Here is a 22,486-nt window from a genome sequence, read left to right as displayed (position 1 = left end):
TAAGTTCCAGTGCACGCTCGCGGATACTTTTACCGCGCAGCGAGGCAACGCCAAACTCTGTTACCACATAGTGCACATGACCGCGTGAGGTAACTACACCGGCGCCCTCGCTTAAATGTGCGACGATACGCGATACGGTGCCGTTTTTGGCGGTACTCGGCAGGGCAATGATGGGTTTGCCGCCGTTACTCATAGAGGCGCCACGGCTAAAATCGACCTGACCGCCGATACCGCTGTAAAACAAGTGGCCGATAGAGTCCGAGACGATTTGCCCGGTTAAATCGACTTCAATCGCGCTGTTTATTGATACCATATTATCGTTACGGGCAATGTTGGCCGGCGAATTAACATATTCACTCGGATAAAAGCCCATGTGTGGGTTGCAGTGCACAAAATCGTATAAGGCTTTGCTGCCGACACAAAAGCTGGCCACTGTTTTACCGGGGTGAAAGGTTTTTTTCCGGTTGGTTACTACGCCTTTTTTAATCAGCTCCATCATCGAATCGGTGATCATTTCGCTGTGGATCCCCAGGTCTTTATGGTTACCAAGGTAGCGCAGCACGGCATCACACATTTTGCCAACGCCAATCTGAATAGTGGCGCCATCTTCTACCAATAACGACACATATTGGCCAATGCGCTCGGTAACGGCATCAAGCTTCACTGGTGGCATTTGTACCAGCGGTTGTTCGGCATAATAGTAGGCGCTTATTTGGTCGCGGTGAATAAACGCCTGACCATAGGTGATTGGCATTGAAGGGTTAACCTGAGCAATAACTTTTTTCGCCGCTCTGGCGGCGGCCGAGACGATATCTACCGATACGCCGAGCGAGTGGTAGCCATGTTCATCGGCCGGGCTGACCATAATTAACGCCGCATCAAGCGGAATAATGCCGTCACTGAACAAAGATGGGATGTCAGACATAAAGCATGGCGTATAGTCCGCGCGGCCTTCTGCCACGGCCCGGCGCACCTGGTCGCCGCCAATAAAAAGTGCGTTAACCTTAAACAGCTGCTGGTATTCGGCATCGGCCCATTTGTTGTCAGCCAGAGAGTACACCTGCACCACTTCAATATCGTGTAGCTGTCTGGCATTGCTTATCAGGTTATCAATCAGGGCTGTCGGCGTGGCAGCATGGGAGCCGATAAAAATCCGGTCGCCCGATTTTAACAGCTGTTGCCAGTTCAGTTTGTCAATTTGTTTTGTCATAACCTGCCGGGCTCATATTGTCTGTTTCGCAGTGTAAAACAAAAAGGCGACTTTGATGCAGTCGCCTTTAGTCTTAATGATGGTTCAGTACTGGGCTTATAAGGTCCAGCGCAAGCCAATCATTGCAACATAAGGGTCGATATCAACATCAACACTCTGGATAGTGTTGCCGTTAACCTGTACCCGGCCCTTTGTATCGATGTCCATTTTACTGATCATCAGGTGTAAGCCCAGGGTGTCGTTGAACTTGATGTTTACCCCTGCCTGTAATGCCAGACCAAACGAATCTTTTAGCTTCAGGCCGACGACATCGTTTGCACCCGTCACGTTCAGGCTGTCAAGCGCACCTTCCAGCTCGCCATCAATTTGCTCATCAAAGAATACCGTGTAGTTTAGACCTACACCAATAAAAGGATCGAAAGTCTGATGTTGCGGCATAAAGTGATATTGTGCCAGCAGCGTGGGTGGCAGATGTTTGGTACTGCCCACTTTTAAACCATCAATGGCTGAACCTTTGACATTAATATCGTGACTGAATGGCGTAGCTGCAATCAGTTGCACTGACCAGTTAGGAGTGAACTTATAATCAAGTGTCAGGCCAAGTTGAGTATTGCTGTTTACCCCAACAGCGGTAGAGCCAGCGGGCAAACCGGCAACCTGCTCAACCACATTTAAATTGCTGCTGCTGTCATCCGGTGCAACGGTAATAGCACCAACGTTAATACCAAATTCGGCTGAAGCGGGGGCTGCGGCTAGCAGAGTGGCCAGAGTGAGCGCGGATAAAACGGTTTTCATAATAATCTCCACAGATAAGGTCTGAGGTGATTTTCCGCTTTCGGGGGTTAAGAATATTGGCCTGGATCAATAAAAAACGGGGCTGCGATAACTTCAGCCCCGTAATTTGTTTTATATCAACAAAATGACGTTTACTCGATATGTCTGGCCGGCCGTTCACGCTGCTGTACCATGCTCTCTTTTGTCGATGCACGATACTCACGTGCTGGCTGGCGCTGCTGTGCTTGAACCGGTTGTGGCTGACGTTGTTGCGCCACCGGTTGCTGATATTGCCGTGCGTTTTGCTGCACCTGGCTTTGTGGTTCTGCCTTGTATTGCGGCCGCTCAGCCCGTTGTTGCGGCTGAGACTGGCGCTGGCGCAACTGTTCAGTGCTGACAACCTGATTTGAGCGTTCGCGCTGCTGGTTGTACTGACGCTGCTCTTTCAGCTGCTGCTGAACCTGCTGTGGCTGCCGATCATTACGCTGAATATCGGTAGTGTGCAGCCGCTGCTCACGTTGCTGGCGCAAAGCCTCATTGTGCTGACGCGGATTTCTGTCATCGCTTTGCCACTGCCGGTTTGGTAATCGTACTTGTTCTGCTGTTTTGCGTTGATACTGATTATGCTGTTCGCGTACGTCAGATGTCACTTTACGCTGATGTACAACCTTGCCCTGGCTTTCTCGTGTTGGCTGGCGGTAGCCGTAGCCTGCATTGTATTCACGGTTTAAACGCTCACGGCGATAATGCACACCATGGCGGTGCTCGGTATTGTGCTGCCAGCGGCGGGCATCGACATAATGTTTATGGCGTTTAGGGTAGTAGCGCGGTGGCTTGTGGTAATAGTGATGATGCACCACAACATGGCGGTGATGCCAGTCAAAGATACCAAAGTAAAACCAGGGTCTTACGTTCACACTGATCCCCCAGTAAAACGGGCTGTTACGGTAGTAAACACCTGCGGTATGCCAGTACACCGGCGGGTATGACGGCCACCACCAGTCGCCGTATACAACTCGTGTATCATATACCGGTACATATACCACTTCTTTGCGGGCTGGCTCAATTACGATAATGTCGCGTTCACGCTCAACCACTACATGCTGATTATCATTCAGTGAACCATTGGCATAGGCCTTCTGCCGTAGCGTTTGTATGCTGGCTAGTACCTGGGTTTCATCGGCCAAAAAGGCTTCGCCCAGCTGTTCTGTCCAGTCTAAATCATTACTTAAACGCTCAAGCAATTGCGGAAAGGCCACCAGTGCTTTGACACTGGGATCCCAGCTTTTACTCTCGACGGCGCGCACAGCGTCTTCACCTGTTACACCCGGGTTAGCTTTTACCCAGCGCGATGCCTGTACTATCTCAAGCGGATAGGTGGCGGCAATCAACACATGTGTCAGCACCGTATCCGGGTACAGAGCAACAGGCGCCAGCATCTGATCCAACTCAGCCTGAGACAGCGCTTCGTCCTCTGCCAGCGCGGTTGTCGCTGTGCCGATTAACAGCACGGCAGCACTTAGCAACCGGCCAACTTGCAGCATCAGATTTTTCATCTTGCTATCCTCCGTTTCACCACCAGATATTACAGCTCTGACGGCTTTTTATACAGTGTATAGCTTATAGGGCGGCGGGGCTGAATCGAAACTGAACTTTACTGAACCTTTACAAAGCAAGAACTGGCAGCAAAAGCTGCCAGTTCTTATGGTTTAATTAAGTTATTGGATACTATGATTAATCAATATAACGTGCTCTTTTGCTGGCTTTTAGCATCGTCATGTCAACCAATACCAGGCCATCGACACAGTTTGCGAAGTCCGGGTCGGTGCCAAAGGCCAGAAACTTCACGCCACCAGGCTCACACAGCTCACTGTACTGTTTATACAGTGTCGGTACGCTGACCCCCATGTTTGCCAGCAAATGTTTTAACTGAGTAAAGTCGCCAAGGTAATCATTGCCGCTAAAGTGCTGTTGCAGTTCAGCTAAAATAGCCTGTGGTAACTGATAAGGCTGTTTAGAGACGGCGGCACAGCTGTTATCACTAAAGTAAAGGCTGTAAAAATACACCATCAGGTCACGTGCTGCCTGCGGGTAACTGTGTGACAAACTGACACCACCAAACAGGTAGCGAATATCCGGGTTACGTTTTAAATAAGCGCCAATGCCATACCATAGGTATTCCAGGCTGCGTTTGCCCCAGTAACGCGGCTGCACAAAGCTGCGTCCCAGTTCCAGGCCTGCATCCAGATAGGGTTGCATGCTGTTGTCAAACTGAAACAGCGAGGCAGTATAAAGCCCGGCAGCGCCATGCTCGGCCAGTATCTTACGGGTATTGGCGAAACGGTAAGCGCCGACAATTTCAAGGTCATCTTTATCCCACAGAATCAGTTGCTCGTAGTGGCTGTCAAAGCGGTCAATATCACGGCGCAAGCCGCTGCCTTCGCCAACAGCACGAAACGCAAACTCACGTAAGCGGCCAATTTCACGCAGTATCGGCGAGCTTTGTTGATGCTGGTACAGGTAAATTTGCTTGCCATCTGCGGTTTCGCCCAGCAGTTCGCAGTTTTCTACTGCTTTTTTCAGGACGATACGGTCTTCCGGGTGCGCAATGGCGCTTTGAGTACTGAACAAAGGTGCTTTATCTTTAGGTAGCCGGTATAGATGTTTTTTGAACAGTTTTACCTTGGCTTGTGTTTCCAGTGCCAGGTTAGCGAAAGCTTCATACGGAATTTGTTCACCAATCCGCATTTCCAGTTTTTTGCGTTGCTGTTTAAACATTTCCTGCACTAGCAGCATAGTTGCCAGCGGCTTGTACAGCATAGATGCACCATAAAAAAGTGCAGAGTTACGGCCATCAATGTAAATCGGCAGGATGGGGGCTTTAGCATTAGAGGCAAAGCGTAAAAAGCCGCTATGCCATTTGCCGTCGCGGATCCCCTCAGGGCGTAACCTCGACACCTCGCCGGACGGGAACAGGATCAGTGCGCCTTCATTAGCCAGATGTTGCTGAATATTGTCCAGTGCCCGCCGTTCAGTGCCGCCACTCATGTTATTGACCGGCAGCAATAGGTTATGTAGTGGCTTTAGTGCCATTAACAGCTGATTGGCAACCACTTTTACATCAGAGCGGATATCACTGACCAGTTTTAGCAGTGCCAGACCATCAAGTGAGCCTATAGGGTGATTAGCGATGATCACTATGCGGCCCGTTGTCGGGATACGTTCAATTTCGTTGTCGCGTACCGAGTAGCGAAAGTTAAAGTAATCCAGTACCTGCTCGACAAACTCAAGCCCCTGCAGGTGCGGATAACGCTGTGCGAAGTCGATAAAGTCCTGCTCATGCAGCAGGCGACGCAGTGCGCCCTTAACTGGCTTATACAGCCAGGGTTTGGCGGTAAGTCCCGGAAGATTTTGCGAAAGAACCTGTTCAACACTGATCATAATTAGCTCCGCTGGCACTGCAATAGGCTGCGCTCAGGCTAATCGGCTTGTATGACAGTCAGGTGTCGGTTTTATGGCAGTTTGCTGAAATTTCAGGCAACCTTTTTATCACTGGCCGCCAAAGGCAGAGCTGCAATTTTTGCTGCCTGCTCTGTCCAGTGATACAGCGCCAGGCTGCCATCATGCTGTTCAATCAGAGCGGTGCAGCTGTCTATCCAGTCGCCGTCATTACAGTAAATAATGCCTTGTTCCAGGCGGATTTCCGGGTGATGAATGTGGCCACAGACTACGCCGTCAAAACCAGCGCGTTTGGCTTTGGCTACCGCGGCCTCACGGTAGCGTGCTATCGCTTTTTGCGCGCCGGGGACACGGCTTTTAATGTAAGCGGCGAGGCTGAAATAACCACCACCGGTGAAGCGGCGCAGGCGGTTATACCAGCGGTTTAAAAATAACAGCAAATCGTACAGGTTATCGCCGAGCCAGGCATGCAGACGACCAAAGTTAACTTCTTTATCAAATTCGTCACCGTGCAACAGTAATAACTTTTTGCCCTGAGCTGTGGTGTGGCTTTCCCGCAGCGCAATACGAATATTGCCAAAGCTTTTGCCGGCATAGAGCCGCATCGCTTCATCATGGTTACCGGGAATATACACCACTTCGACACCTTGCTCGGCTTTATCCAGCAGGCAACGCACGACTTTGTTCTGACTGAGTTTCCAATGCACCTGTTTACGCATGGCCCACAGGTCAACAATGTCGCCCAGCAGATAAATTTTGCCCGCCTGGCTTTGCTCAAGAAAACTCAGCAAATAGTCGGCCTGACAATCTTTGCAGCCCAGGTGAACGTCAGATAAAAAGATGGTGCGGCAGTTCAGCATCAGTCGGTACCATGTTATCTTTGGACGCCAGCCAGCATCGGTAGTTGCTGTGTCATTGGTGTGACGATTTTTTGAAGCTTTGGTGACCTATGAGCCTTGCCCTGATAATCCCCGATCGTAAACTTGACGACTTACAGCAGCGCCTGACGCAGGCACTGCCTGATACCCGCATTGAAATCTGGCCTGATATTAGCTCAGCTGATGAGGTTGAGTTTGCTGTGGTGTGGAAACAGCCTTCCGGTAGTTTGGCGCAGCTGCCGAACCTGAAAGCTATTCAGTGCTTTGGTGCCGGGGTTGATGCAATACTGGCAGATCCTACCCTGCCTGCACTGCCGATAGCCAGGATAGTCGACAATAGCCTTACCGACACTATGGTGCGTTATCTGGACGGTGTGTTAAGCCACTACCGGTTAAGGCTGGATCAGTTCAGTAGCCAGCAACGACAGCAGCTATGGAAGCCCAAGAGCCCGCGGCAAATAAGCAGTATTTGTGTGCTGGGGCTTGGAGAGTTGGGTGGCGCTGCCGCCCAGCACTTTTCGGCTGCAGGCTATCATGTCAGCGGCTGGGCGAGAACGGCAAAGCGCCTGCCAGGCGTGCACTGCTATAGCGGCCAGGCTGAACTGGCGCTGGCAGTCGCTGAAGCTGATGTTGTGATCTGTTTGCTGCCGCTAACTGCAGAAACAGAAGACCTGCTTGATGAGACATTTTTTAATCAGGTAAAAGCAAACACTATTTTTATCAATGTTGCCCGCGGCGCTATTGTCGACGACACAGCACTGGTAACGGCGCTTGATAGTGGGCAGCTACAGGCGGCCTGCCTCGATGTTTTCCGGCAGGAACCGTTACTGGCCGGGCATCCGTTTTGGTTACATCCAGCCATTTTGATAACGCCGCATGTTTCTGCCGTGACAAATGTCAGCACTGTTGTGCAACAGATTGCAGAAAACTACCGTCGTAGCCAGCGCGGCGAAGCACTTTTAAATCCGGTTGATCTCAAAAGGGGATACTAAATTGGCCGAGCACCTGACAGAAGTGACAACCTGGTTCTTGCAGTACGAAGGTGAAACACCAACGCAAGTCGAATGGCCAGAACAAGTACAGCTGGTTGAAGCTGAAGTGGCTTGCCCTGAACTTAGCCAGTTTATGTTCAGAGCGGTAGGCGGGCGCTGGCGCTGGTTCAGCCGTTTGGGCTGGAACTATCAGCAGTGGCTGAACTATCTGACACAACAACAGGTAAGGACATGGCTACTGTGGGTAAAGGGGACACCGGCAGGGTATATCGAACTGCTGAAACATGACGATGACAGTGTAGAAATAAAATTTTTTGGTCTGCTGCCACAATTTATTGGTCAGGGGTTGGGGCTGCCTTTGGCCCGTGCGGCAATTATGTTAGCGGCTAAGTGGCAAGGCCGTAAGATCTGGCTGCATACCTGTTCAGAAGATCATCCGTCGGCGCTGAAAAATTACCAGCAGGCAGGTTTTGTACTAACCCATATTGAAGTGGCAAATGAAGCTGTACCACAGCTGAATGACAGTCGTTTGCTGGCGCAGGATTTCGTCTATTCAGCGCTGTCGTATCACCTTGAAAATACTGGTTAAATTCACAGTTATTGTAACTTTGTTACAACTTAACTACACTCAGTGACGGTTTAAGGAAACTTAAGCCAAGCTGCTAATTAAAATAAAAAAATGTGTTACTGAGGTTAGTTATGAGTAAAGCGTCCAGTCGTGGTTTTGGCTTTACCGCAATCGCCATTGTTGTTTGTTTAATGGCGTTATCGGCATTTTTGACCAAAGCCGAAGCTGTCTGCCTGATATGCGGATAGCGGAAACTGAATATAGTCAAACGGAATGACTGAGACTCAGGGGGGCTATTGCCCCCCTGATACTTATCAAGACTTAAGCTTTTCTATGCCGCTCACGGTTTTCCCGCTTTTGCTCCGCATTTTTTTGCAGCAATACATAAGTTGCAGAATAACCGCCGTGTTGTTTTTGCGCAGTGTTACATGCCAGCACGGTTGCCATCTGTGGCAGCCATTTAAATACATAGCTGCGTAGTATGGCCGGATGCGGTTTACTGTTACGCCCCATGCCATGTTGGATAAGTAGGGTACGAATACCACGTTTGTGGCAGTCTTCGATAAAGAAGAACAATTCACGCCGGGCATCTGTCAGGCTTTTGCCCAGCAGGTTTAATGTAGCATCTAACTGGTACTTACCCAGACGAAGGTTACGATATACACCATCCTGGACACCGTCTTTTTTATAGGTAAAGGGCTCATCCGGTTTTACCAGATCAACGTATTCCATGCTGAGATAATTCGGATCGTACTCCATTTCCTGCTCAGCTGCTTTGCGCCGGGCTTGCTGTGCCAATGTCGGATTAAATTCGCCGTGCTCTGGTAGTACCTCATCCTGCGACAAAGGTTTTACGCCCGACATTTCCTGCAGAAATAAATCTAGGTCATCGTCTTGCATACTGCGCTCTCTTGTCTTCGGGGATGGCAATTATAACCTGCCCGTTAGTGTGACAAAAGTAGCTGTGGCTGGCTTACTCGGGCAGGGTTGTCAGAGTGTTATGTGGAGCAACAGTATGTTGTTGAGCTTTCTCTGCTTTGCGGGCTTTAGCAAAACGAATTAAATAGTAAGCATTGATTAATAATACTAATAAATTAGATATGACGCCTTGTGGAATGGCGATATGGCTGTAGTAAACAAATAACAGGCTGCAGCCAACCAGGGTTGCCAAACGTAACCAGAATACGTCTTTGATAAAAAACGCCCCAATACAGATTGTTAAGCCTATCCAGCTAATGATGTCGAACACAAGATGTTCCATGATACTTTCCTGAATATTGACCTGACGTTAATACTGATTATGGTGGGAGCATAATTTTTGCGCATTATGCTGTGCCTTTACGGCGTACTCAACTGAGTAATTTTGCTTCTCTGGGATTAGTTTATTTAATGAACTTTTGCGCTGTAATTACAATTGTAAAAACGTGTTCTATACTTAACGGCAACTGAACAGGGAAGGAAGATGTTATGTGGCCGGAAAAAGTATATGAAGTTTTACCTTATGCTTATGTGAGCGCCGGGGTTGGTGTGATGGTGAGTTTTGATTCTGTATTGGCGTTTGCTGCGGGGGCGCTGATGGCAGCAGCTGGAGCTGTTGTGTGGGTGTTGCGCTCTGACAACAGGCGTTCAGATATAAAAAACGCCAGAGAAAAATATGGTGGTGTTCTGCCGTTTTGGTTATATGAACTGTTGCCTTTTAGCTACTTTATGCTGGCGGTAATGTTGTTCACTGGCAGTGATAATGTTTACTTTTATCCTTTTGCCATGATTTTGCTGGTGATTGGTGTACAGCTGTGGTTGCTGCGCAGCAGCTATCGCAAACATCAGCGGTCTTTACCTGTTAAAGTTAAGCCGCTGCGTTCAAGAGCCTGAACTACTTTCTTAAATCGATCCGGCTGTTTGCAACAGCTGACACTGTGTGTAGCCATACCTGCAGGTTTTGCTGCAGCGCTGCCGGGTCAATTTTATCCAGCGTATCGTTGGGGGTGTGGTGATAGTCAAAATAGTCTGTACCATCTTGTTGCAGACTGACAACCGGCACACCCTGAGCTTTTAGCACTGATACGTCAGGGCCGCCGGAGGCCGTGTTACTTCCTGCTTCTACACCATAGCCTGCCAGCTTTTGCTGCAAAGAGTTGGCAAATGCCAGTGATTCTTTGCCGAAACCCGTATCAAGGCGCCAGATTCGACCAGCACCAAAGTCTGATTCTGAGGCAAAAACATGTTTATTCAGGTTGCCAGCATGTTTGGCGGCATAAGCCCGGGCACCGACCAGGCCGCCTTCTTCGTTTCCGAACAGCACCACTCTTATTGTACGTTGTGGCCGGGCCTGCTGTTTTAATAATGCTGCGGTCGCCATCACCAGGCCGACACCTGCACCATCATCTAATGCACCCGTACCTTCATCCCATGAGTCCAGATGAGCACCGATCAGCACGATCTCATCAGGGTATTTACTGCCGGTAATTTCTGCAATCACATTATGACTGGTGACTTCTCCTGGCAATTTATTCTGCATTTGTAACTGCAATGTCAGCTCTGGCTGGCGCTCAAGCATTCTGGCCAGTTGCTGAGCATCGGGCACTGACACTGCTGCTGCCGGGATCCTGGCTACATCATCGCTGTAGCGCATAATGCCGGTGTGGGCAAAGCGGTTGATACTGGTGCCGACAGAACGAATAATAATGGCTTTAGCGCCCAGCTTTGCGGCTTCGACTGCACCTTGCGCCCTGGCTCCGACAACAGAGCCATAAAAGCTGCCCAGTTTATCCTTTTCCATACTCTTATTGATAAAGACAATTTTGTCTTTTACCAGAGCAGGATCTGCGGTTTTTAGCTGCTCCAGACTGTCAAACATGGCTACCTGAGCATTAATACCGTCAAAAGGTGTGGCCACAGAACCGCCTAAAGCTGTTACCACCAGATTCTGCCGGAATGGCTCGCTGACGGTAAGGCTGGCCTGACCGCGCTCCCAATACTGCATGGTAAAAGGTTCTGTCCAGACTTTATCATAGCCAAGTTGTTTAAAGGTACGCTCTGCCCAGGCCACAGCTCTGGCATCGGCTTCGCTGCCCGCCAGACGCTGGCCGACTTCGACGGTCAGTGACTCTGTCAGCTGATAGGCCAGGGTGTCGTTAAATGTCAGGTTATTCGCTGCTGCACCGAAGCTTAACGCCGCGGCGGTAATTGTTAGCCATAATTTCATCTTTTCATTTTATCCCGCTATTGATACAGTACCCAGGACTGTACCATTTTTTATGCTGGCTCCACAGCGTCAGCAGACAGAAATGATAAATCGTCAGACGGAGCGAATTCAGGCAGTTAAGGACGCGTTTATGCCAACAGCACCTCTTAGTGCATTAGTTGTTGACGATGTTGCCGCGGTGCGCAGCTATATCAGTCAGATATTGCAACAGCTGGGAATTACCTCAGTATACGAAGCAGCTGACGGGCACAGTGCTTTGCAGTTATTCGGCCACCATCAACCACAACTGGTGTTTCTGGATATTCATTTACCCGATATAAATGGTCATCAGTTACTAAAACACATTAAGCTGCAGCAACAGCATACTGTTGTATTTATGGTGTCGGCGTTTTCCAGTGTGGAGAATCTGAAGCAGGCGGTTGAAAACGGTGCCCGTGCTTTTGTCATGAAGCCTTTTACCGCTAATCGTATCAATAGTCTGGTCAGACCCTTGTTGCATTAAGCTGCTTTTATCCCTGTTATCGCAAAAATCGTTATTCTTTGTTAAATAACAATCATTTTATTGTCGCTTTATAGCTGAGTCGGTAATATTGAAGCCATCAGTCAGATAGAGTTAGGTGCAATGAATTTACAGGATATGCTGAAGAATTCCGCCAAGGCAGTGAAATTGTTAAAAGCGGTATCCAATGAGCGACGGCTATTGATCCTCTGCCATTTGTTAGACGGGGAATTATCTGTTGGCGAAATGAATGAGAAGCTGGAATTAAGTCAGTCTGCATTGTCGCAGCATCTGGCGCTGTTACGTCAGCATAAATTGGTGAAAACCCGTAAAGCTGCGCAAACGGTGTATTACAGCCTTAATAGTAAAGAAGCAGAAGCGTTGATTGCATTACTGCATAAACTGTATTGCTCGGATGATAAGTAAATAACAGCAACAAAAAAGCCGGCATCAGCCGGCTTTTTTGTTGGAACTGTGTCTTAAGCTGCGCTTAATGCTTTAACATGAGCATTTAAACGAGCTTTATGACGTGCTGCTTTGTTCTTGTGGATCAGACCTTTAGCGGCCATACGATCCAGAACAGGCACCATTTTCTTGAATGCTTCAGTAGAAGCAGTTACGTCAGCAGTTAATACCGCTGCGTAGGTTTTCTTAATGAAAGTACGCATCATAGAACGTTGTGAAGCATTTTGCTGACGACGTTTTTCTGATTGAATTGCGCGCTTCTTAGCAGACTTAATGTTAGCCAAGGTAACACTCCTAAAAAACTAAACCGGACCCATCAAAGGCCGCATAATATGCCTATTTAATGGCCCGTTGTCAAATGCTTTAACGGGAAAGTCGCAGATTTTAATCTGTCGCACTACTGGTAATCTGCCGCGCTAACGGGGCAAAATAGCCGCTGGCTTACAGAAGGAAGTGGTCGTGTCGGCAAAGTTATTAAAATCGGGTCTTATTGTCAGCTTTATGACGTTAATTTCGCGCGTGCTGGGTTTGGTACGTGACGTAGTTGTTGCCAACTTTGTCGGTGCCGGTGCGGCGGCGGATGTATTCTTTTTTGCCAACCGCATTCCCAATTTTCTGCGCCGCCTGTTTGCTGAAGGGGCATTTTCGCAGGCCTTTGTCCCCGTACTGGCAGAAGTCAAAGCCAAACATGGCGATGATGCGGTGCGGTTATTGCTCGCCAGAGTTACCGGCAGTTTAGGTGTGGTCGTTACGCTGGTGACCCTGTTTGGTGTTATTGCGTCGCCTTTGGTCGCGATGCTGTTTGGTATGGGCTGGTTTGTTGAATGGTTAAACGATGGCCCGGATGCACACAAGTTTGAAATGGCCAGCCTGATGCTGAAAATTACCTTTCCTTACTTATGGTTTATCAGCCTGGTTGCATTGTCAGGCGCAGTATTAAATACCTATAACCGTTTCGCCGTAGCGGCATTTACACCGGTATTTTTGAATATCACGATGATTTTATGCGCGGTATATATGGCACCGACACTGCAGGAGCCTGCACTGGCGCTGGCTTGGGGCGTGTTTATTGGCGGCGTGGTACAACTGCTGTTTCAGTTGCCGTTTCTGGCCAAAGCGGGTTTGCTGGTATGGCCTAAATGGGGCTGGCGTGATGACAACGTGGTGAAGATCCGAAAGTTAATGCTTCCGGCGTTATTTGGTGTGTCAGTCAGCCAGATTAATTTACTGCTTGATACCGTCATTGCTTCTTTCTTACTGACCGGCGCGGTCAGCTGGTTGTATTATTCTGACCGTTTAATTGAATTTCCGCTTGGGCTATTTGGCATTGCTATCGCCACAGTCATTTTGCCAAACCTGTCACGTCATCATGCCAGTGAAAATACGGTACGTTTTAGCCAGACACTGGACTGGTCTTTGCGTTTTGTAGCGTTGTTCGGCATACCCGCTATGGCCGGCCTGATGGTGTTGTCTCAGCCGATAGTCGCGCTGTTGTTTATGCGGGGGGAATTTAGTCAGCACGATGTATTGATGGTGTCCTATAGCTTAATTGCATACAGCACGGGTCTGCTCAGTTATATGCTGATTAAAGTGCTGGCACCGGGATACTATGCCCGGCAGGACATTAAAACGCCGGTGCGTATCGGGATTATTGCAATGGTGGCGAATATGGCTTTTAACCTGATGTTGGCGCCGTTTTTAAGCTATGTTGGTCTGGCACTGGCTACCGCGATGTCGGCCAGCTTAAATGCCTTTTTACTGTACCGTGGTTTAAAAGCGACCGGTGTGTACCAACTAACAAAGACGACGCTGTGGTTTTTAGCCAAACTTGTTATTGCCAGCAGTGTGATGGCGGCTTTGCTGTACTGGCAAACACCCACACTTAATAGCTGGGTGCAGTTGGGGTTTAGTCATCAGGTATGGCGGCTTAGCCTGCTGTGTGTGTCGGCTGTTGCGGGATATTTTGCGCTGTTATGGCTGTTGGGTGTCAGGCTGGCGCATTTTAAGGCCAATTCTGTTGCTGAAAGCAATTAATTAAGTGGTTATAATGCGCGGTTTGTAACCAGAGGGCAAAAACAGCAGGCATGGAGTTAATTCGCGGCTTACATAATATTCAGTCCCGTCACCGGGGTTGTGTGCTGACAATCGGCAATTTTGATGGTGTGCATCTTGGGCATCAGGCCGTGCTGGCCAGGGTTGTCGCTATTGCCAGGCAAATGCAGCTGCCTTCCTGTGTTATGTTGTTTGAACCACAGCCGCTGGAGCTGTTTGCCGGTGACGCGGCGCCGGCACGTTTAAGCCGGTTCCGGGAAAAATACGTAGCGCTGGCTGGGCTTGGTATAGACCGGTTGCTATGTGTGCACTTTACACCAGATTTTGCTGCCCAGGCTCCCGAGCAGTTTATTCAGCAGTTGCTGCTAAAACAGTTGGGTGTAGAGCAGCTGATCGTCGGTGATGATTTTCGCTTTGGTAAAAACCGCAGCGGCAGTTTTGAACTGCTGGCACTGGCAGCTGAACAGCACCAGTTTGGGCTTTGCAGCACATCGAGTTTATTACTGGGGCAGCAGCGTATTAGCAGCACCTTGATCCGCCAGGCACTGGCCGATGACAATTTGACTCTGGCTGCAGAGATGCTGGGGCGGCCTTTTGCCCTCACTGGCAGGGTACGCCACGGCAGAAAGTTAGGCCGGGATCTTGGGTTCCCGACCGCGAATGTGTTTTTATACCGGCGTAAGCTGCCGGTTGCCGGTGTTTACGCGATTAGCGCGAACACGGTATTTGGCAGCTTTCAGGGCGTAGCTAATATTGGCAACAGACCAACGGTACAAGGGCAGCGTCAGCAACTGGAAGCTCACTTGTTTGATTTTAAAGGTGATTTATACGGTAGTCAGATTGAGGTGTTATTGCAGCATAAGCTGCGCAGCGAGCAGCGCTTCGCCAGTCTGGCCGAGTTACAACAACAAATTGCAGCTGATGTGACAGCAGCAAAAACATTTTTTCAGCAGGGGGCAACAGCCACCCATGCCACTATTGATAAGACGGAACATAACGGATGAGCGACTACAAGCATACCCTGAATTTGCCGGAAACGGCCTTCGCGATGCGCGCCAACCTGGCGCAGCGCGAGCCGCAAATGCTGGCCAAATGGACAGAAGCCGATCTGTACGGCAAGATCCGTGCAGCAAAAAAAGGTAAGAAAACCTTTATTCTGCATGACGGCCCTCCTTACGCGAACGGCAATATTCATATCGGGCATGCAGTTAACAAAATTCTGAAAGATATTATCGTTAAAGCCAAAACGCTGGACGATTTTGATGCGCCTTATGTACCGGGCTGGGACTGCCATGGCTTGCCAATAGAGCTGGTGGTTGAGAAAAAGTACGGTAAACCGGGTACTAAACTGACTGCAGCAGAATTCAGACAAAAGTGCCGCGAATATGCGGCAACACAAATTGATGCACAGCGCACCGATTTTATCCGTTTGGGTGTGCTTGCCGATTGGCAGAACCCATACCGCACTATGGATTACGCCTTTGAGGCCAACATTATCCGCTCGCTGAGCAAAATTATCGGTAACGGCCATTTACAGCAAGGCTTTAAACCAGTGCATTGGTGTACCGATTGTGGCTCTGCGCTGGCTGAAGCTGAAGTAGAATATCAGGACAAGGTATCACCGGCGATTGATGTGCGTTTTGAGCTGGTGGATGAGTCAGCAGTTGATCGTTTTGATCATCCTGAAGGTAAACGCGGTCATGGCAAAGTATCTGTGGTGATTTGGACGACAACACCCTGGACCATCCCGGCTAACCGCGCTGTGGCATTAAATGCCAAGCTTGATTACAGCCTGGTACAGGTAGAGCAGGGGCCGTCAGGCGCAGAGCGGCTGATAGTAGCGACGGATCTGGTAAAAGATGTGATGGCACGTGCCGGCATCGAACATTACCATGCCCTTGGCTTTACCAAAGGCGCAGCACTTGAACTGGTGCAGGTAAAACACCCGCTGTATGACTTTAATGTGCCGCTGATTATGGGTGAGCACGTTACGACTGAATCCGGTACCGGTTGTGTGCATACCGCGCCTGGCCACGGCCAGGAAGACTTTGTCGTAGGCAAACTATACAACCTTGAAGTGGCAAACCCGGTAGGCGCCAATGGTGTTTACTTACCGGATACGCCTTTGTTTGCCGGGCAGCATGTATTTAAAGCCAATGACAGCGTGGTAGAAGCGCTGCAAAACGCTGGTGCTTTGTTAGTACACAAAGCTTACAAGCACAGTTATCCACACTGCTGGCGGCATAAAACGCCGATTATTTTCCGCGCCACACCGCAGTGGTTTATCAGTATGGAACAACAGGGCCTGCGCGGCACTTCTTTGCAGCAGATTGACCAGACACGCTGGATCCCGGATTGGGGTCAGCAACGCATTGAAAAAATGGTCGCCGGCCGGCCAGACTGGTGTATTTCACGTCAGCGTACCTGGGGTGTACCGATAGCACTGTTTGTCGACAAAGACACCAGTGCATTGCACCCTGATACGGCTGAGCTGATGGAAAAAGTGGCGCAGCTGGTTGAAAAAGAGGGTATTCAGGCCTGGTTTGACTTAGATGCGGCAACCCTGCTGGGTGATGATGCTAAGCAGTACGTTAAGGTCAGTGATACGCTGGATGTCTGGTTTGATTCAGGCGTAACTCACGCTTGCGTTGTCGATGTGCGGCCAGAGTTTGGCGGCGCAGATCAGGCCGACTTATACCTTGAAGGCTCAGATCAGCATCGGGGCTGGTTTATGTCGTCTTTGATGACAGGTGTCAGTATTAAACATAAAGCGCCTTACAAACAGGTGCTGACCCACGGCTTTACCGTTGATGGTGATGGCCGCAAGATGTCCAAATCGCTTGGCAACGTGGTATCACCGCAGGATGTGATGAACAAGCTCGGTGCTGATATTCTGCGTTTGTGGGTAGCGACAACTGACTACACATCAGAAATGACCGTGTCTGATGAAATCTTAAACCGTGCCGCTGACAAGTATCGCCGCATCCGCAACACCGCCCGCTTCCTGCTGGCAAACCTGAACGGCTTTAACCCGGCAACCGATGCGGTGCCGTTTGAGCAGATGGTTGAGCTGGATTTATGGGTGGTGAACCGCGCTGCCAAACTGCAGCAGGAAATTGTCGAAGCGTACGATAATTACCAGTTCCATCAGGTCAGCCAGAAGTTGATGAACTTCTGTACCGTTGAGCTTGGCAGTTTTTACCTGGATGTGATTAAAGATCGCCAGTACACCGCTAACACGAACAGTATTGCACGCCGGTCATGCCAGACGGCGCTTTACCACATTGCTGAAGCGATGGTGCGTTGGATTGCCCCTATCATGAGCTTTACCGCGCAGGAAATCTGGCAGGAGTTGCCAGGTGCACGCGATGAATTTGTCTTTACCGGTGTTTGGTATGCTGGTTTTAACGGTTTAACCGGCGGTAAGTTTGACGACAACTTCTGGCAGCAGTTATTACAGGTACGGGATGAAGTAAATAAAGTACTGGAAGCGTCGCGGCGCGAAGACAAAATCGGCGCCTCTTTGCAGGCTGAGGTGACATTATACGCTTCTGCTGCACTGGCCAGTGATCTAGCCAAACTGGGTGATGAACTGCGTTTCGTGCTGATCACGTCAACGGCTCAGGTCAGTACTGATGCTGCACCAACTGATGCCGTAGCAACCGAGCTGCCAGGTTTACAGGTGCAGGTTCAGGCATCAACAGCGGCTAAATGCAGCCGCTGCTGGCATCACCGGCATGACGTTGGCGCTAATGCTGCCCATGCTGATTTGTGCCTGCGCTGTGTAACCAATGTCGATGGTGAAGGCGAGCAACGGGTATTTGCATAATGATGTTGTTTAAAGAAAGTGGCTGGCGCCTGTGGTGGCTGATTGCATTGGTGTTAGTGGTCGATCAACTGACGAAGCAGGTGGTGATTGCCAATATGCAGCTGTTCGATTCTATCGAACTGCTGCCGGTATTTAATCTGACTTATGTACGTAACTATGGCGCGGCGTTCTCTTTTTTAAGTGACGCCGGCGGTTGGCAGCGATGGTTTTTTACTCTGATTGCAGTGGCGATAAGTGTGGTGCTGGCGGTATGGCTGGCGCGTAATCATAAAACACAGCAAAAGCTGAATCTGGCGCTGGCGCTGGTGCTGGCTGGTGCAGTTGGTAATCTTATTGATCGCAGTATTTACGGTTACGTTATCGACTTTCTGCATCTGTATTACCAGAACTGGCATTACCCGGCATTTAACATCGCTGACTCTGCGATTTGCATCGGTGCCGCGCTGTTAATCTGGGACAGTTTTAGTAGCAATGAGGTGAAAAAGTGACAGAAGCAGTAATTGCTGGCAACAGCACCGTAATTTTTCACTTTGATATAAAGTTGTCTGACGGCAGTGCGGCGGAAAGTACCAGAGTGCACAATAAACCCGCCAAGCTGCAAATGGGTGATGGCAGTATTTCTGCGGCATTTGAGGCGCAGTTAACCGGGCTTAAAGCCGGCGATAAGAAAACCTTTACCCTTGCGCCGGAAGACGCTTATGGCATGCCAAACCCGGACAATATTTATTATGTTGACCGCAGCAAGTTTTCTGCCGATGCGCCGGCGAAAGCGGGCATGATCATCGGGTTTACCATGCCTGATGGCTCAGAAATGCCGGGGTTGGTGCGTGAAGTGGTAGGCGAGTCGGTAACAATAGATTTTAATCACCCGCTGGCCGGGCAAACACTGACATTCAGCGTTGAAATTGTACAGGTAAGCTGACTTATGGATATTTTACTCGCGAATCCGCGTGGCTTTTGTGCCGGTGTCGACCGGGCTATCAGCATTGTTGAGCGTGCGCTGGAGCTGTACGAACCGCCTATTTATGTCCGTCACGAAGTGGTGCATAACAAATTTGTGGTCGACGGCCTGCGCCGACGCGGTGCGGTATTCGTTGATGAGCTAAACGAAGTGCCGGATGGCAACATTGTTATTTTCAGTGCTCATGGTGTATCGCAGGCTGTACGTGAAAATGCCCGTCAGCGCGGTTTAAAGGTATTTGACGCAACCTGCCCACTGGTCACCAAAGTGCATATGGAAGTTACCCGTGCCAGCCGCAAAGGCATAGAGTGTATTCTGATAGGTCACGCCGGTCATCCCGAGGTGGAAGGCACTATGGGCCAGTATGATAATCCAGAAGGTGGCATTTATCTGGTTGAATCGGCAGAAGATGTTGCAACGCTTAGTGTTAAAAATCCGGCTCAGTTGTGTTTTAGCAGCCAGACGACATTATCGGTAGATGACACCGCTGATGTTATAGATGCTCTGCGTTCGCGGTTTCCTGACATTGAAGGGCCGCGCAAAGATGACATTTGTTATGCGACACAAAATCGTCAGGATGCAGTGCGTGACTTAGCCGCTAAAGCTGATTTACTGCTGGTGGTGGGGGCGAAGAACAGCAGTAATTCAAACCGTTTGCGCGAACTGGCCGATAAAATGGGCTGCACCGCTTATCTTATCGACACTGCTGCTGATATTCAGCAAGCCTGGTTAGATGGTGTGCGGGCTGTTGGTGTAACCGCCGGCGCTTCAGCACCTGAAGTGCTGGTGCAACAGGTAGTTAAGCAATTACAGCAATGGGGTGGTAAGACGGTAAGTGAAAACCCCGGACGTGAAGAAAATGTGGTGTTTGCTATACCGGCAGAGCTGCGTTGACGATGTCATCAACTGTAGGTAAAAACACGGGCTTTAATGTATAGTCTTAGCATTTAAATTTATTACATTGTAACTTATGGCTGCTTTGACCAGCACTATCCTGCTTCCTGCATTTTGTAAGGGACCAGTAATATTACGAGCTTTGGTTTTAGCACAGGCTGTTGCAATAGTACTGGCATTTGCACCTGGCGCAGCTAATGACCCCTGGCTGCGTCTTGGGTTCGTGTCTCTTTTTGTTCAATGGATAATGCTTACAACCTCTGCATTACTGTGTTTTTTTCGTCATTATCTGAACCGCCTATCTGCGGTGAGTCTCGGAATCGCAGTGATAGCCATACTAATGTCTGTCACCTTTGCCATCAGTGTTTCTTCTTACTGGATTATTGCCGATAGTTTATGGGAGAGTCCGCTGCCGTTTACACAATTTGTTTTACAGAACTTGTTAATTGCGTTGATTATTGGGCTGATGGCGATCCAATTTTTCATGTTGCACACGGAACGACATCAGCGCATTACGGCACATGCCAAAGCTGAGCTGATCGCCCTTCAGGCCCGGATCCAGCCGCATTTTCTGTTTAATAGTCTCAATACAGTAGCAGAGCTCACACAACATGATGCGAAGGCTGCAGAGCAAGCATTATTGGACTTGTCTGCACTGTTCCGGGCGGCTCTGCATGCTGGTAGCAACAGCTCTCTTAATGAAGAACTGAAACTTGCCAGCCAATATATTGCTCTGGAACAATGGCGGCTTGGAGAGCGTTTGCGGATCAATTGGTCTGTGTCAGAGAATATTCCCAACATTAGTGTACCTGCCTTATTAATACAGCCGCTGCTGGAAAACGCTATCCGGCATGGTATAGAGCCATTACCCTCTGGTGGCGAAATAGATGTTTCACTCACCATTCATACAAGACAAGTCGTATTGTTGATTGTTAATCCTGTCTTACCCGGGGAAGTGCTTAGCAAAGGCCATGGTATTGCGCTGGATAATGTGAAGCAAAGGCTGGCTTTAATGTTTGATGACAGCGCGAGCTTGGTATGTGCGCGCGTCGGACAGCAATTCAGAGCGAAGTTAGTGCTTCCTTTTAATACAGCTGGAGGTGCAGCGTGAATGTGCTCATTGTTGATGATGAGATGTTGGCCCGCAGCCGATTAAAACGCTTGCTCAGTAGTATCGACGGCTACACCCTGATCGCAGAGGCTGCAGACGCAAACCAAGCGATGAAAGTGGTCCGGCAACAACAGGTAGATATTGTATTGCTCGATATTCAAATGCCTGGACAAAACGGATTGAGGCTTGCCGCAGATTTACGGGCACTTTCTCCACCTCCGGAAGTTATTCTGGTAACTGCACATCCTGAGCATGCATTGGATGCATATTCAGTTTCGCCGGTTGATTACTTGTTAAAACCTGTTGATACAGAGAAGCTAAGGCTGGCGCTAAGTAAAGCAGGCGTTCACACGAAGGCCCATCAGAAAGGTCTTGTTGCTCAGAAGTTGAGTTACCAAATTGGTGGAGTAACGCGACAAGTAGATGTTTCTAAAGTGTATTATTTTTCAGCTGAAGATAAATACGTTAAAGCTGTTTTTGCAGGTGGAACCGCATTATTAGAGACTAGTTTGCAACAGCTGGAGCGGAAATATGCGGGTAAGCTTGAACGTATACATCGCAACACGTTAATTAATTGGCAATACTTCGATTGCTTTATTCAGCAACCAGACGGCAAATATTATGTACGTTTGAAAGATTGTAACACAGATCTTGATGTTAGCCGGAGAGAGGCGTCACGCATTAAGCATCTTATCCTTCCACGATAACCACCGCTTGTCAGATGATTTAACCGTTTGTCGTTATAGATCTTGTTTTACTGTCTGACTGCATTATGTTAGTGCAGTGAGAACAGGATTATGTTTAAGGGTTGTAACGTTATGCTGAATAAACAGCAAGGTTTTTCATTTATTGAAGTACTCATAGCATTCTTAGTATTAGCGACGGGCATCATAGGTACTGTTGCTATGCAAGCTGTTGCGAAACGTAATAGTTTTGATGCAACTCAGCGTGCTCAGGCATTGGCGATGGCAAACGATATTATCGATAGGGTTCGCGCCAATAGTTCAGAAGCTGCTAGCTATAATGGTGTTAACTATGGTGCCGGAGATATTGCTGCTCCAAATCCCCGATGCCAAACTCAAGGCGCCAATTGCGCACCGGCCCAAATTGCTCTTAATGACAGGTTTGAATGGGACCAACGTCTGATTGGGGCTGATGTCTTATTCAACGATGGTAATGTTGGTGGTATCTCAAATGCAACAGGTTGCGTAAATTTCAATAATGACGGTAATTTAACCGTAACAGTCTCTTGGTTAGGCAGAGAGGCTATACGTGATGCCGCTGCAGCAACAGGAGAGAATGATTGCGGCGAAGAAAGTGACGAGAGACGGCAGGTTGTCGTCACGACATTTATATGGCGATAGGGTGAACCACAAGATGCAATACATAAAGCAAGCCGGTATGACACTGATGGAATTGATTATATCCATGGTGATCGGAATTTTTCTGCTTGGTGGTATAACGGTGGCTTATTTGGCAATGCGTACTACGACTGTTGAAACTGTTGCTTTGTCGGAGATGCAGCAAAATGGTCGAATGGCACTGTCTTTGCTAACCGCAGATATTCAACTTGCAGGTTTTAAAGGTAT

The 22,486-nt window shown here is 49.0% G+C and carries 24 protein-coding genes; 15 read left to right on the top strand and 9 right to left on the bottom strand.

Annotation, left to right across the window (positions count from 1 at the left end):
* From VIN66_RS08345 to VIN66_RS08325, 5 genes are all read right to left on the bottom strand, one after another.
* On the bottom strand, positions 1–1,210 hold a 1,210-nt coding region (locus VIN66_RS08345; protein WP_331923547.1), incomplete at its 3' end, for an acetyl-CoA hydrolase/transferase family protein.
* 96 nt (positions 1,211–1,306) lie between these two features.
* A complete protein-coding gene (locus VIN66_RS08340; protein ID WP_331923546.1) occupies positions 1,307–2,005 on the bottom strand; it encodes an OmpW/AlkL family protein in 699 nt (232 codons plus the stop codon).
* 131 nt (positions 2,006–2,136) lie between these two features.
* Positions 2,137–3,540, bottom strand: coding sequence for a DUF3300 domain-containing protein (locus VIN66_RS08335; protein WP_331923545.1), 1,404 nt, complete (start codon positions 3,538–3,540; stop codon positions 2,137–2,139).
* 178 nt (positions 3,541–3,718) lie between these two features.
* A complete protein-coding gene (locus VIN66_RS08330) occupies positions 3,719–5,425 on the bottom strand; it encodes a lysophospholipid acyltransferase family protein (RefSeq protein ID WP_331923544.1) in 1,707 nt (568 codons plus the stop codon).
* 92 nt (positions 5,426–5,517) lie between these two features.
* Positions 5,518–6,303 (bottom strand): UDP-2,3-diacylglucosamine diphosphatase, encoded by a 786-nt coding sequence (locus VIN66_RS08325; protein ID WP_331923543.1) that lies wholly within the window; start codon positions 6,301–6,303, stop codon positions 5,518–5,520.
* Positions 6,304–6,392: 89 nt separating this feature from the next.
* Here VIN66_RS08325 and VIN66_RS08320 point away from each other — a divergent pair, with 89 nt between their 5' ends.
* Positions 6,393–7,313 (top strand): glyoxylate/hydroxypyruvate reductase A, encoded by a 921-nt coding sequence (locus VIN66_RS08320; RefSeq protein WP_331923542.1) that lies wholly within the window; start codon positions 6,393–6,395, stop codon positions 7,311–7,313.
* A 1-nt stretch (position 7,314) separates the two neighbouring features.
* Positions 7,315–7,902, top strand: a complete 588-nt coding sequence (locus VIN66_RS08315) for a GNAT family N-acetyltransferase (protein WP_331923541.1) — start codon at positions 7,315–7,317, stop codon at positions 7,900–7,902.
* A gap of 300 nt (positions 7,903–8,202) precedes the next feature.
* Here VIN66_RS08315 and smrA read toward each other — a convergent pair whose 3' ends face one another.
* Positions 8,203–8,781 (bottom strand): DNA endonuclease SmrA, encoded by a 579-nt coding sequence (smrA, locus tag VIN66_RS08310; RefSeq protein WP_331923540.1) that lies wholly within the window; start codon positions 8,779–8,781, stop codon positions 8,203–8,205.
* Between the two features lie 73 nt (positions 8,782–8,854).
* The gene (locus VIN66_RS08305) at positions 8,855–9,142 is read right to left on the bottom strand and encodes a hypothetical protein (protein WP_331923539.1); all 288 of its coding nucleotides are present in this window, start codon (positions 9,140–9,142) and stop codon (positions 8,855–8,857) included.
* A gap of 206 nt (positions 9,143–9,348) precedes the next feature.
* On the opposite strand from VIN66_RS08305, the gene VIN66_RS08300 reads away from it, so the two are divergent.
* The gene (locus tag VIN66_RS08300) at positions 9,349–9,753 is read left to right on the top strand and encodes a hypothetical protein (RefSeq protein WP_331923538.1); all 405 of its coding nucleotides are present in this window, start codon (positions 9,349–9,351) and stop codon (positions 9,751–9,753) included.
* A gap of 1 nt (position 9,754) precedes the next feature.
* On the opposite strand, the gene VIN66_RS08295 is transcribed toward VIN66_RS08300, so the two are convergent.
* Positions 9,755–11,086: a M20/M25/M40 family metallo-hydrolase gene (locus VIN66_RS08295; RefSeq protein WP_331923537.1), complete on the bottom strand. Its 1,332-nt coding sequence runs from the start codon at positions 11,084–11,086 to the stop codon at positions 9,755–9,757.
* 130 nt (positions 11,087–11,216) lie between these two features.
* Between VIN66_RS08295 and VIN66_RS08290 the strand changes: the two genes are divergently transcribed.
* Together VIN66_RS08290 and VIN66_RS08285 are read left to right on the top strand one after the other, a co-directional pair.
* Positions 11,217–11,588 (top strand): response regulator, encoded by a 372-nt coding sequence (locus VIN66_RS08290; protein WP_331923536.1) that lies wholly within the window; start codon positions 11,217–11,219, stop codon positions 11,586–11,588.
* Positions 11,589–11,723: 135 nt separating this feature from the next.
* Positions 11,724–12,011, top strand: coding sequence for a metalloregulator ArsR/SmtB family transcription factor (locus VIN66_RS08285; RefSeq protein ID WP_331923535.1), 288 nt, complete (start codon positions 11,724–11,726; stop codon positions 12,009–12,011).
* A gap of 53 nt (positions 12,012–12,064) precedes the next feature.
* Here the strand turns inward: VIN66_RS08285 and rpsT are convergent, their stop codons facing one another.
* Positions 12,065–12,334 (bottom strand): 30S ribosomal protein S20, encoded by a 270-nt coding sequence (rpsT, locus tag VIN66_RS08280; protein WP_040551604.1) that lies wholly within the window; start codon positions 12,332–12,334, stop codon positions 12,065–12,067.
* Between the two features lie 175 nt (positions 12,335–12,509).
* On the opposite strand from rpsT, the gene murJ reads away from it, so the two are divergent.
* The 10 genes from murJ to VIN66_RS08230 form a co-directional block, all read left to right on the top strand.
* Positions 12,510–14,084 (top strand): murein biosynthesis integral membrane protein MurJ, encoded by a 1,575-nt coding sequence (gene murJ, locus VIN66_RS08275; protein ID WP_331923534.1) that lies wholly within the window; start codon positions 12,510–12,512, stop codon positions 14,082–14,084.
* Positions 14,085–14,134: 50 nt separating this feature from the next.
* Positions 14,135–15,106 (top strand): bifunctional riboflavin kinase/FAD synthetase, encoded by a 972-nt coding sequence (ribF, locus tag VIN66_RS08270; protein ID WP_331923533.1) that lies wholly within the window; start codon positions 14,135–14,137, stop codon positions 15,104–15,106.
* Positions 15,103–17,931, top strand: coding sequence for an isoleucine--tRNA ligase (gene ileS / locus VIN66_RS08265; RefSeq protein ID WP_331923532.1), 2,829 nt, complete (start codon positions 15,103–15,105; stop codon positions 17,929–17,931). The genes ribF and ileS overlap by 4 nt, the downstream gene beginning before the upstream one ends.
* The gene (gene lspA / locus VIN66_RS08260; protein ID WP_331923531.1) at positions 17,931–18,419 is read left to right on the top strand and encodes a signal peptidase II; all 489 of its coding nucleotides are present in this window, start codon (positions 17,931–17,933) and stop codon (positions 18,417–18,419) included. Before ileS ends, lspA begins: the two co-directional genes overlap by 1 nt.
* Positions 18,416–18,853: an FKBP-type peptidyl-prolyl cis-trans isomerase gene (fkpB, locus tag VIN66_RS08255; RefSeq protein WP_331923529.1), complete on the top strand. Its 438-nt coding sequence runs from the start codon at positions 18,416–18,418 to the stop codon at positions 18,851–18,853. The genes lspA and fkpB overlap by 4 nt, the downstream gene beginning before the upstream one ends.
* Positions 18,854–18,856: 3 nt before the next feature.
* Positions 18,857–19,786, top strand: coding sequence for a 4-hydroxy-3-methylbut-2-enyl diphosphate reductase (gene ispH / locus VIN66_RS08250; protein WP_331923528.1), 930 nt, complete (start codon positions 18,857–18,859; stop codon positions 19,784–19,786).
* A gap of 76 nt (positions 19,787–19,862) precedes the next feature.
* A complete protein-coding gene (locus VIN66_RS08245) occupies positions 19,863–20,897 on the top strand; it encodes a sensor histidine kinase (protein WP_331923527.1) in 1,035 nt (344 codons plus the stop codon).
* Positions 20,894–21,604 carry a LytTR family DNA-binding domain-containing protein gene (locus VIN66_RS08240; RefSeq protein ID WP_331923526.1) on the top strand — a complete coding sequence of 237 codons (711 nt, stop codon included), beginning with the start codon at positions 20,894–20,896 and terminating at the stop codon, positions 21,602–21,604. The genes VIN66_RS08245 and VIN66_RS08240 overlap by 4 nt, the downstream gene beginning before the upstream one ends.
* A 111-nt stretch (positions 21,605–21,715) precedes the next feature.
* A complete protein-coding gene (gene pilV, locus VIN66_RS08235) occupies positions 21,716–22,261 on the top strand; it encodes a type IV pilus modification protein PilV (protein ID WP_331923525.1) in 546 nt (181 codons plus the stop codon).
* Positions 22,262–22,298: 37 nt separating this feature from the next.
* Positions 22,299–22,486, top strand: a 188-nt coding sequence (locus VIN66_RS08230) for a PilW family protein (protein ID WP_414709881.1), incomplete at its 3' end; no start/stop codon positions are given.

Origin of the sequence: Rheinheimera sp. (assembly GCF_036568245.1) — a bacterium.
Classification (GTDB): domain Bacteria; phylum Pseudomonadota; class Gammaproteobacteria; order Enterobacterales; family Alteromonadaceae; genus Alishewanella.
Note: the sequence above shows the minus strand (reverse complement) of the source record. Positions and strands in the feature narration are given on the sequence as shown.

Bases quoted from the DNA above. Each gene is read 5' to 3' on its own strand.
- VIN66_RS08300 (WP_331923538.1), top strand. From the start codon at position 9,349: ATGTGGCCGGAAAAAGTATATGAAGTTTTACCTTATGCTTATGTGAGC.
- smrA (WP_331923540.1), bottom strand. From the start codon at position 8,781: ATGCAAGACGATGACCTAGATTTATTTCTGCAGGAAATGTCGGGCGTA.
- VIN66_RS08290 (WP_331923536.1), top strand. From the start codon at position 11,217: ATGCCAACAGCACCTCTTAGTGCATTAGTTGTTGACGATGTTGCCGCG.
- ribF (WP_331923533.1), top strand. From the start codon at position 14,135: ATGGAGTTAATTCGCGGCTTACATAATATTCAGTCCCGTCACCGGGGT.
- lspA (WP_331923531.1), top strand. From the start codon at position 17,931: ATGATGTTGTTTAAAGAAAGTGGCTGGCGCCTGTGGTGGCTGATTGCA.
- VIN66_RS08295 (WP_331923537.1), bottom strand. From the start codon at position 11,086: ATGAAATTATGGCTAACAATTACCGCCGCGGCGTTAAGCTTCGGTGCA.
- VIN66_RS08335 (WP_331923545.1), bottom strand. From the start codon at position 3,540: ATGAAAAATCTGATGCTGCAAGTTGGCCGGTTGCTAAGTGCTGCCGTG.
- VIN66_RS08340 (WP_331923546.1), bottom strand. From the start codon at position 2,005: ATGAAAACCGTTTTATCCGCGCTCACTCTGGCCACTCTGCTAGCCGCA.
- VIN66_RS08320 (WP_331923542.1), top strand. From the start codon at position 6,393: ATGAGCCTTGCCCTGATAATCCCCGATCGTAAACTTGACGACTTACAG.
- VIN66_RS08285 (WP_331923535.1), top strand. From the start codon at position 11,724: ATGCTGAAGAATTCCGCCAAGGCAGTGAAATTGTTAAAAGCGGTATCC.
- ispH (WP_331923528.1), top strand. From the start codon at position 18,857: ATGGATATTTTACTCGCGAATCCGCGTGGCTTTTGTGCCGGTGTCGAC.
- ileS (WP_331923532.1), top strand. From the start codon at position 15,103: ATGAGCGACTACAAGCATACCCTGAATTTGCCGGAAACGGCCTTCGCG.
- VIN66_RS08305 (WP_331923539.1), bottom strand. From the start codon at position 9,142: ATGGAACATCTTGTGTTCGACATCATTAGCTGGATAGGCTTAACAATC.
- VIN66_RS08330 (WP_331923544.1), bottom strand. From the start codon at position 5,425: ATGATCAGTGTTGAACAGGTTCTTTCGCAAAATCTTCCGGGACTTACC.
- VIN66_RS08245 (WP_331923527.1), top strand. From the start codon at position 19,863: ATGGCTGCTTTGACCAGCACTATCCTGCTTCCTGCATTTTGTAAGGGA.
- VIN66_RS08325 (WP_331923543.1), bottom strand. From the start codon at position 6,303: ATGCTGAACTGCCGCACCATCTTTTTATCTGACGTTCACCTGGGCTGC.
- pilV (WP_331923525.1), top strand. From the start codon at position 21,716: ATGCTGAATAAACAGCAAGGTTTTTCATTTATTGAAGTACTCATAGCA.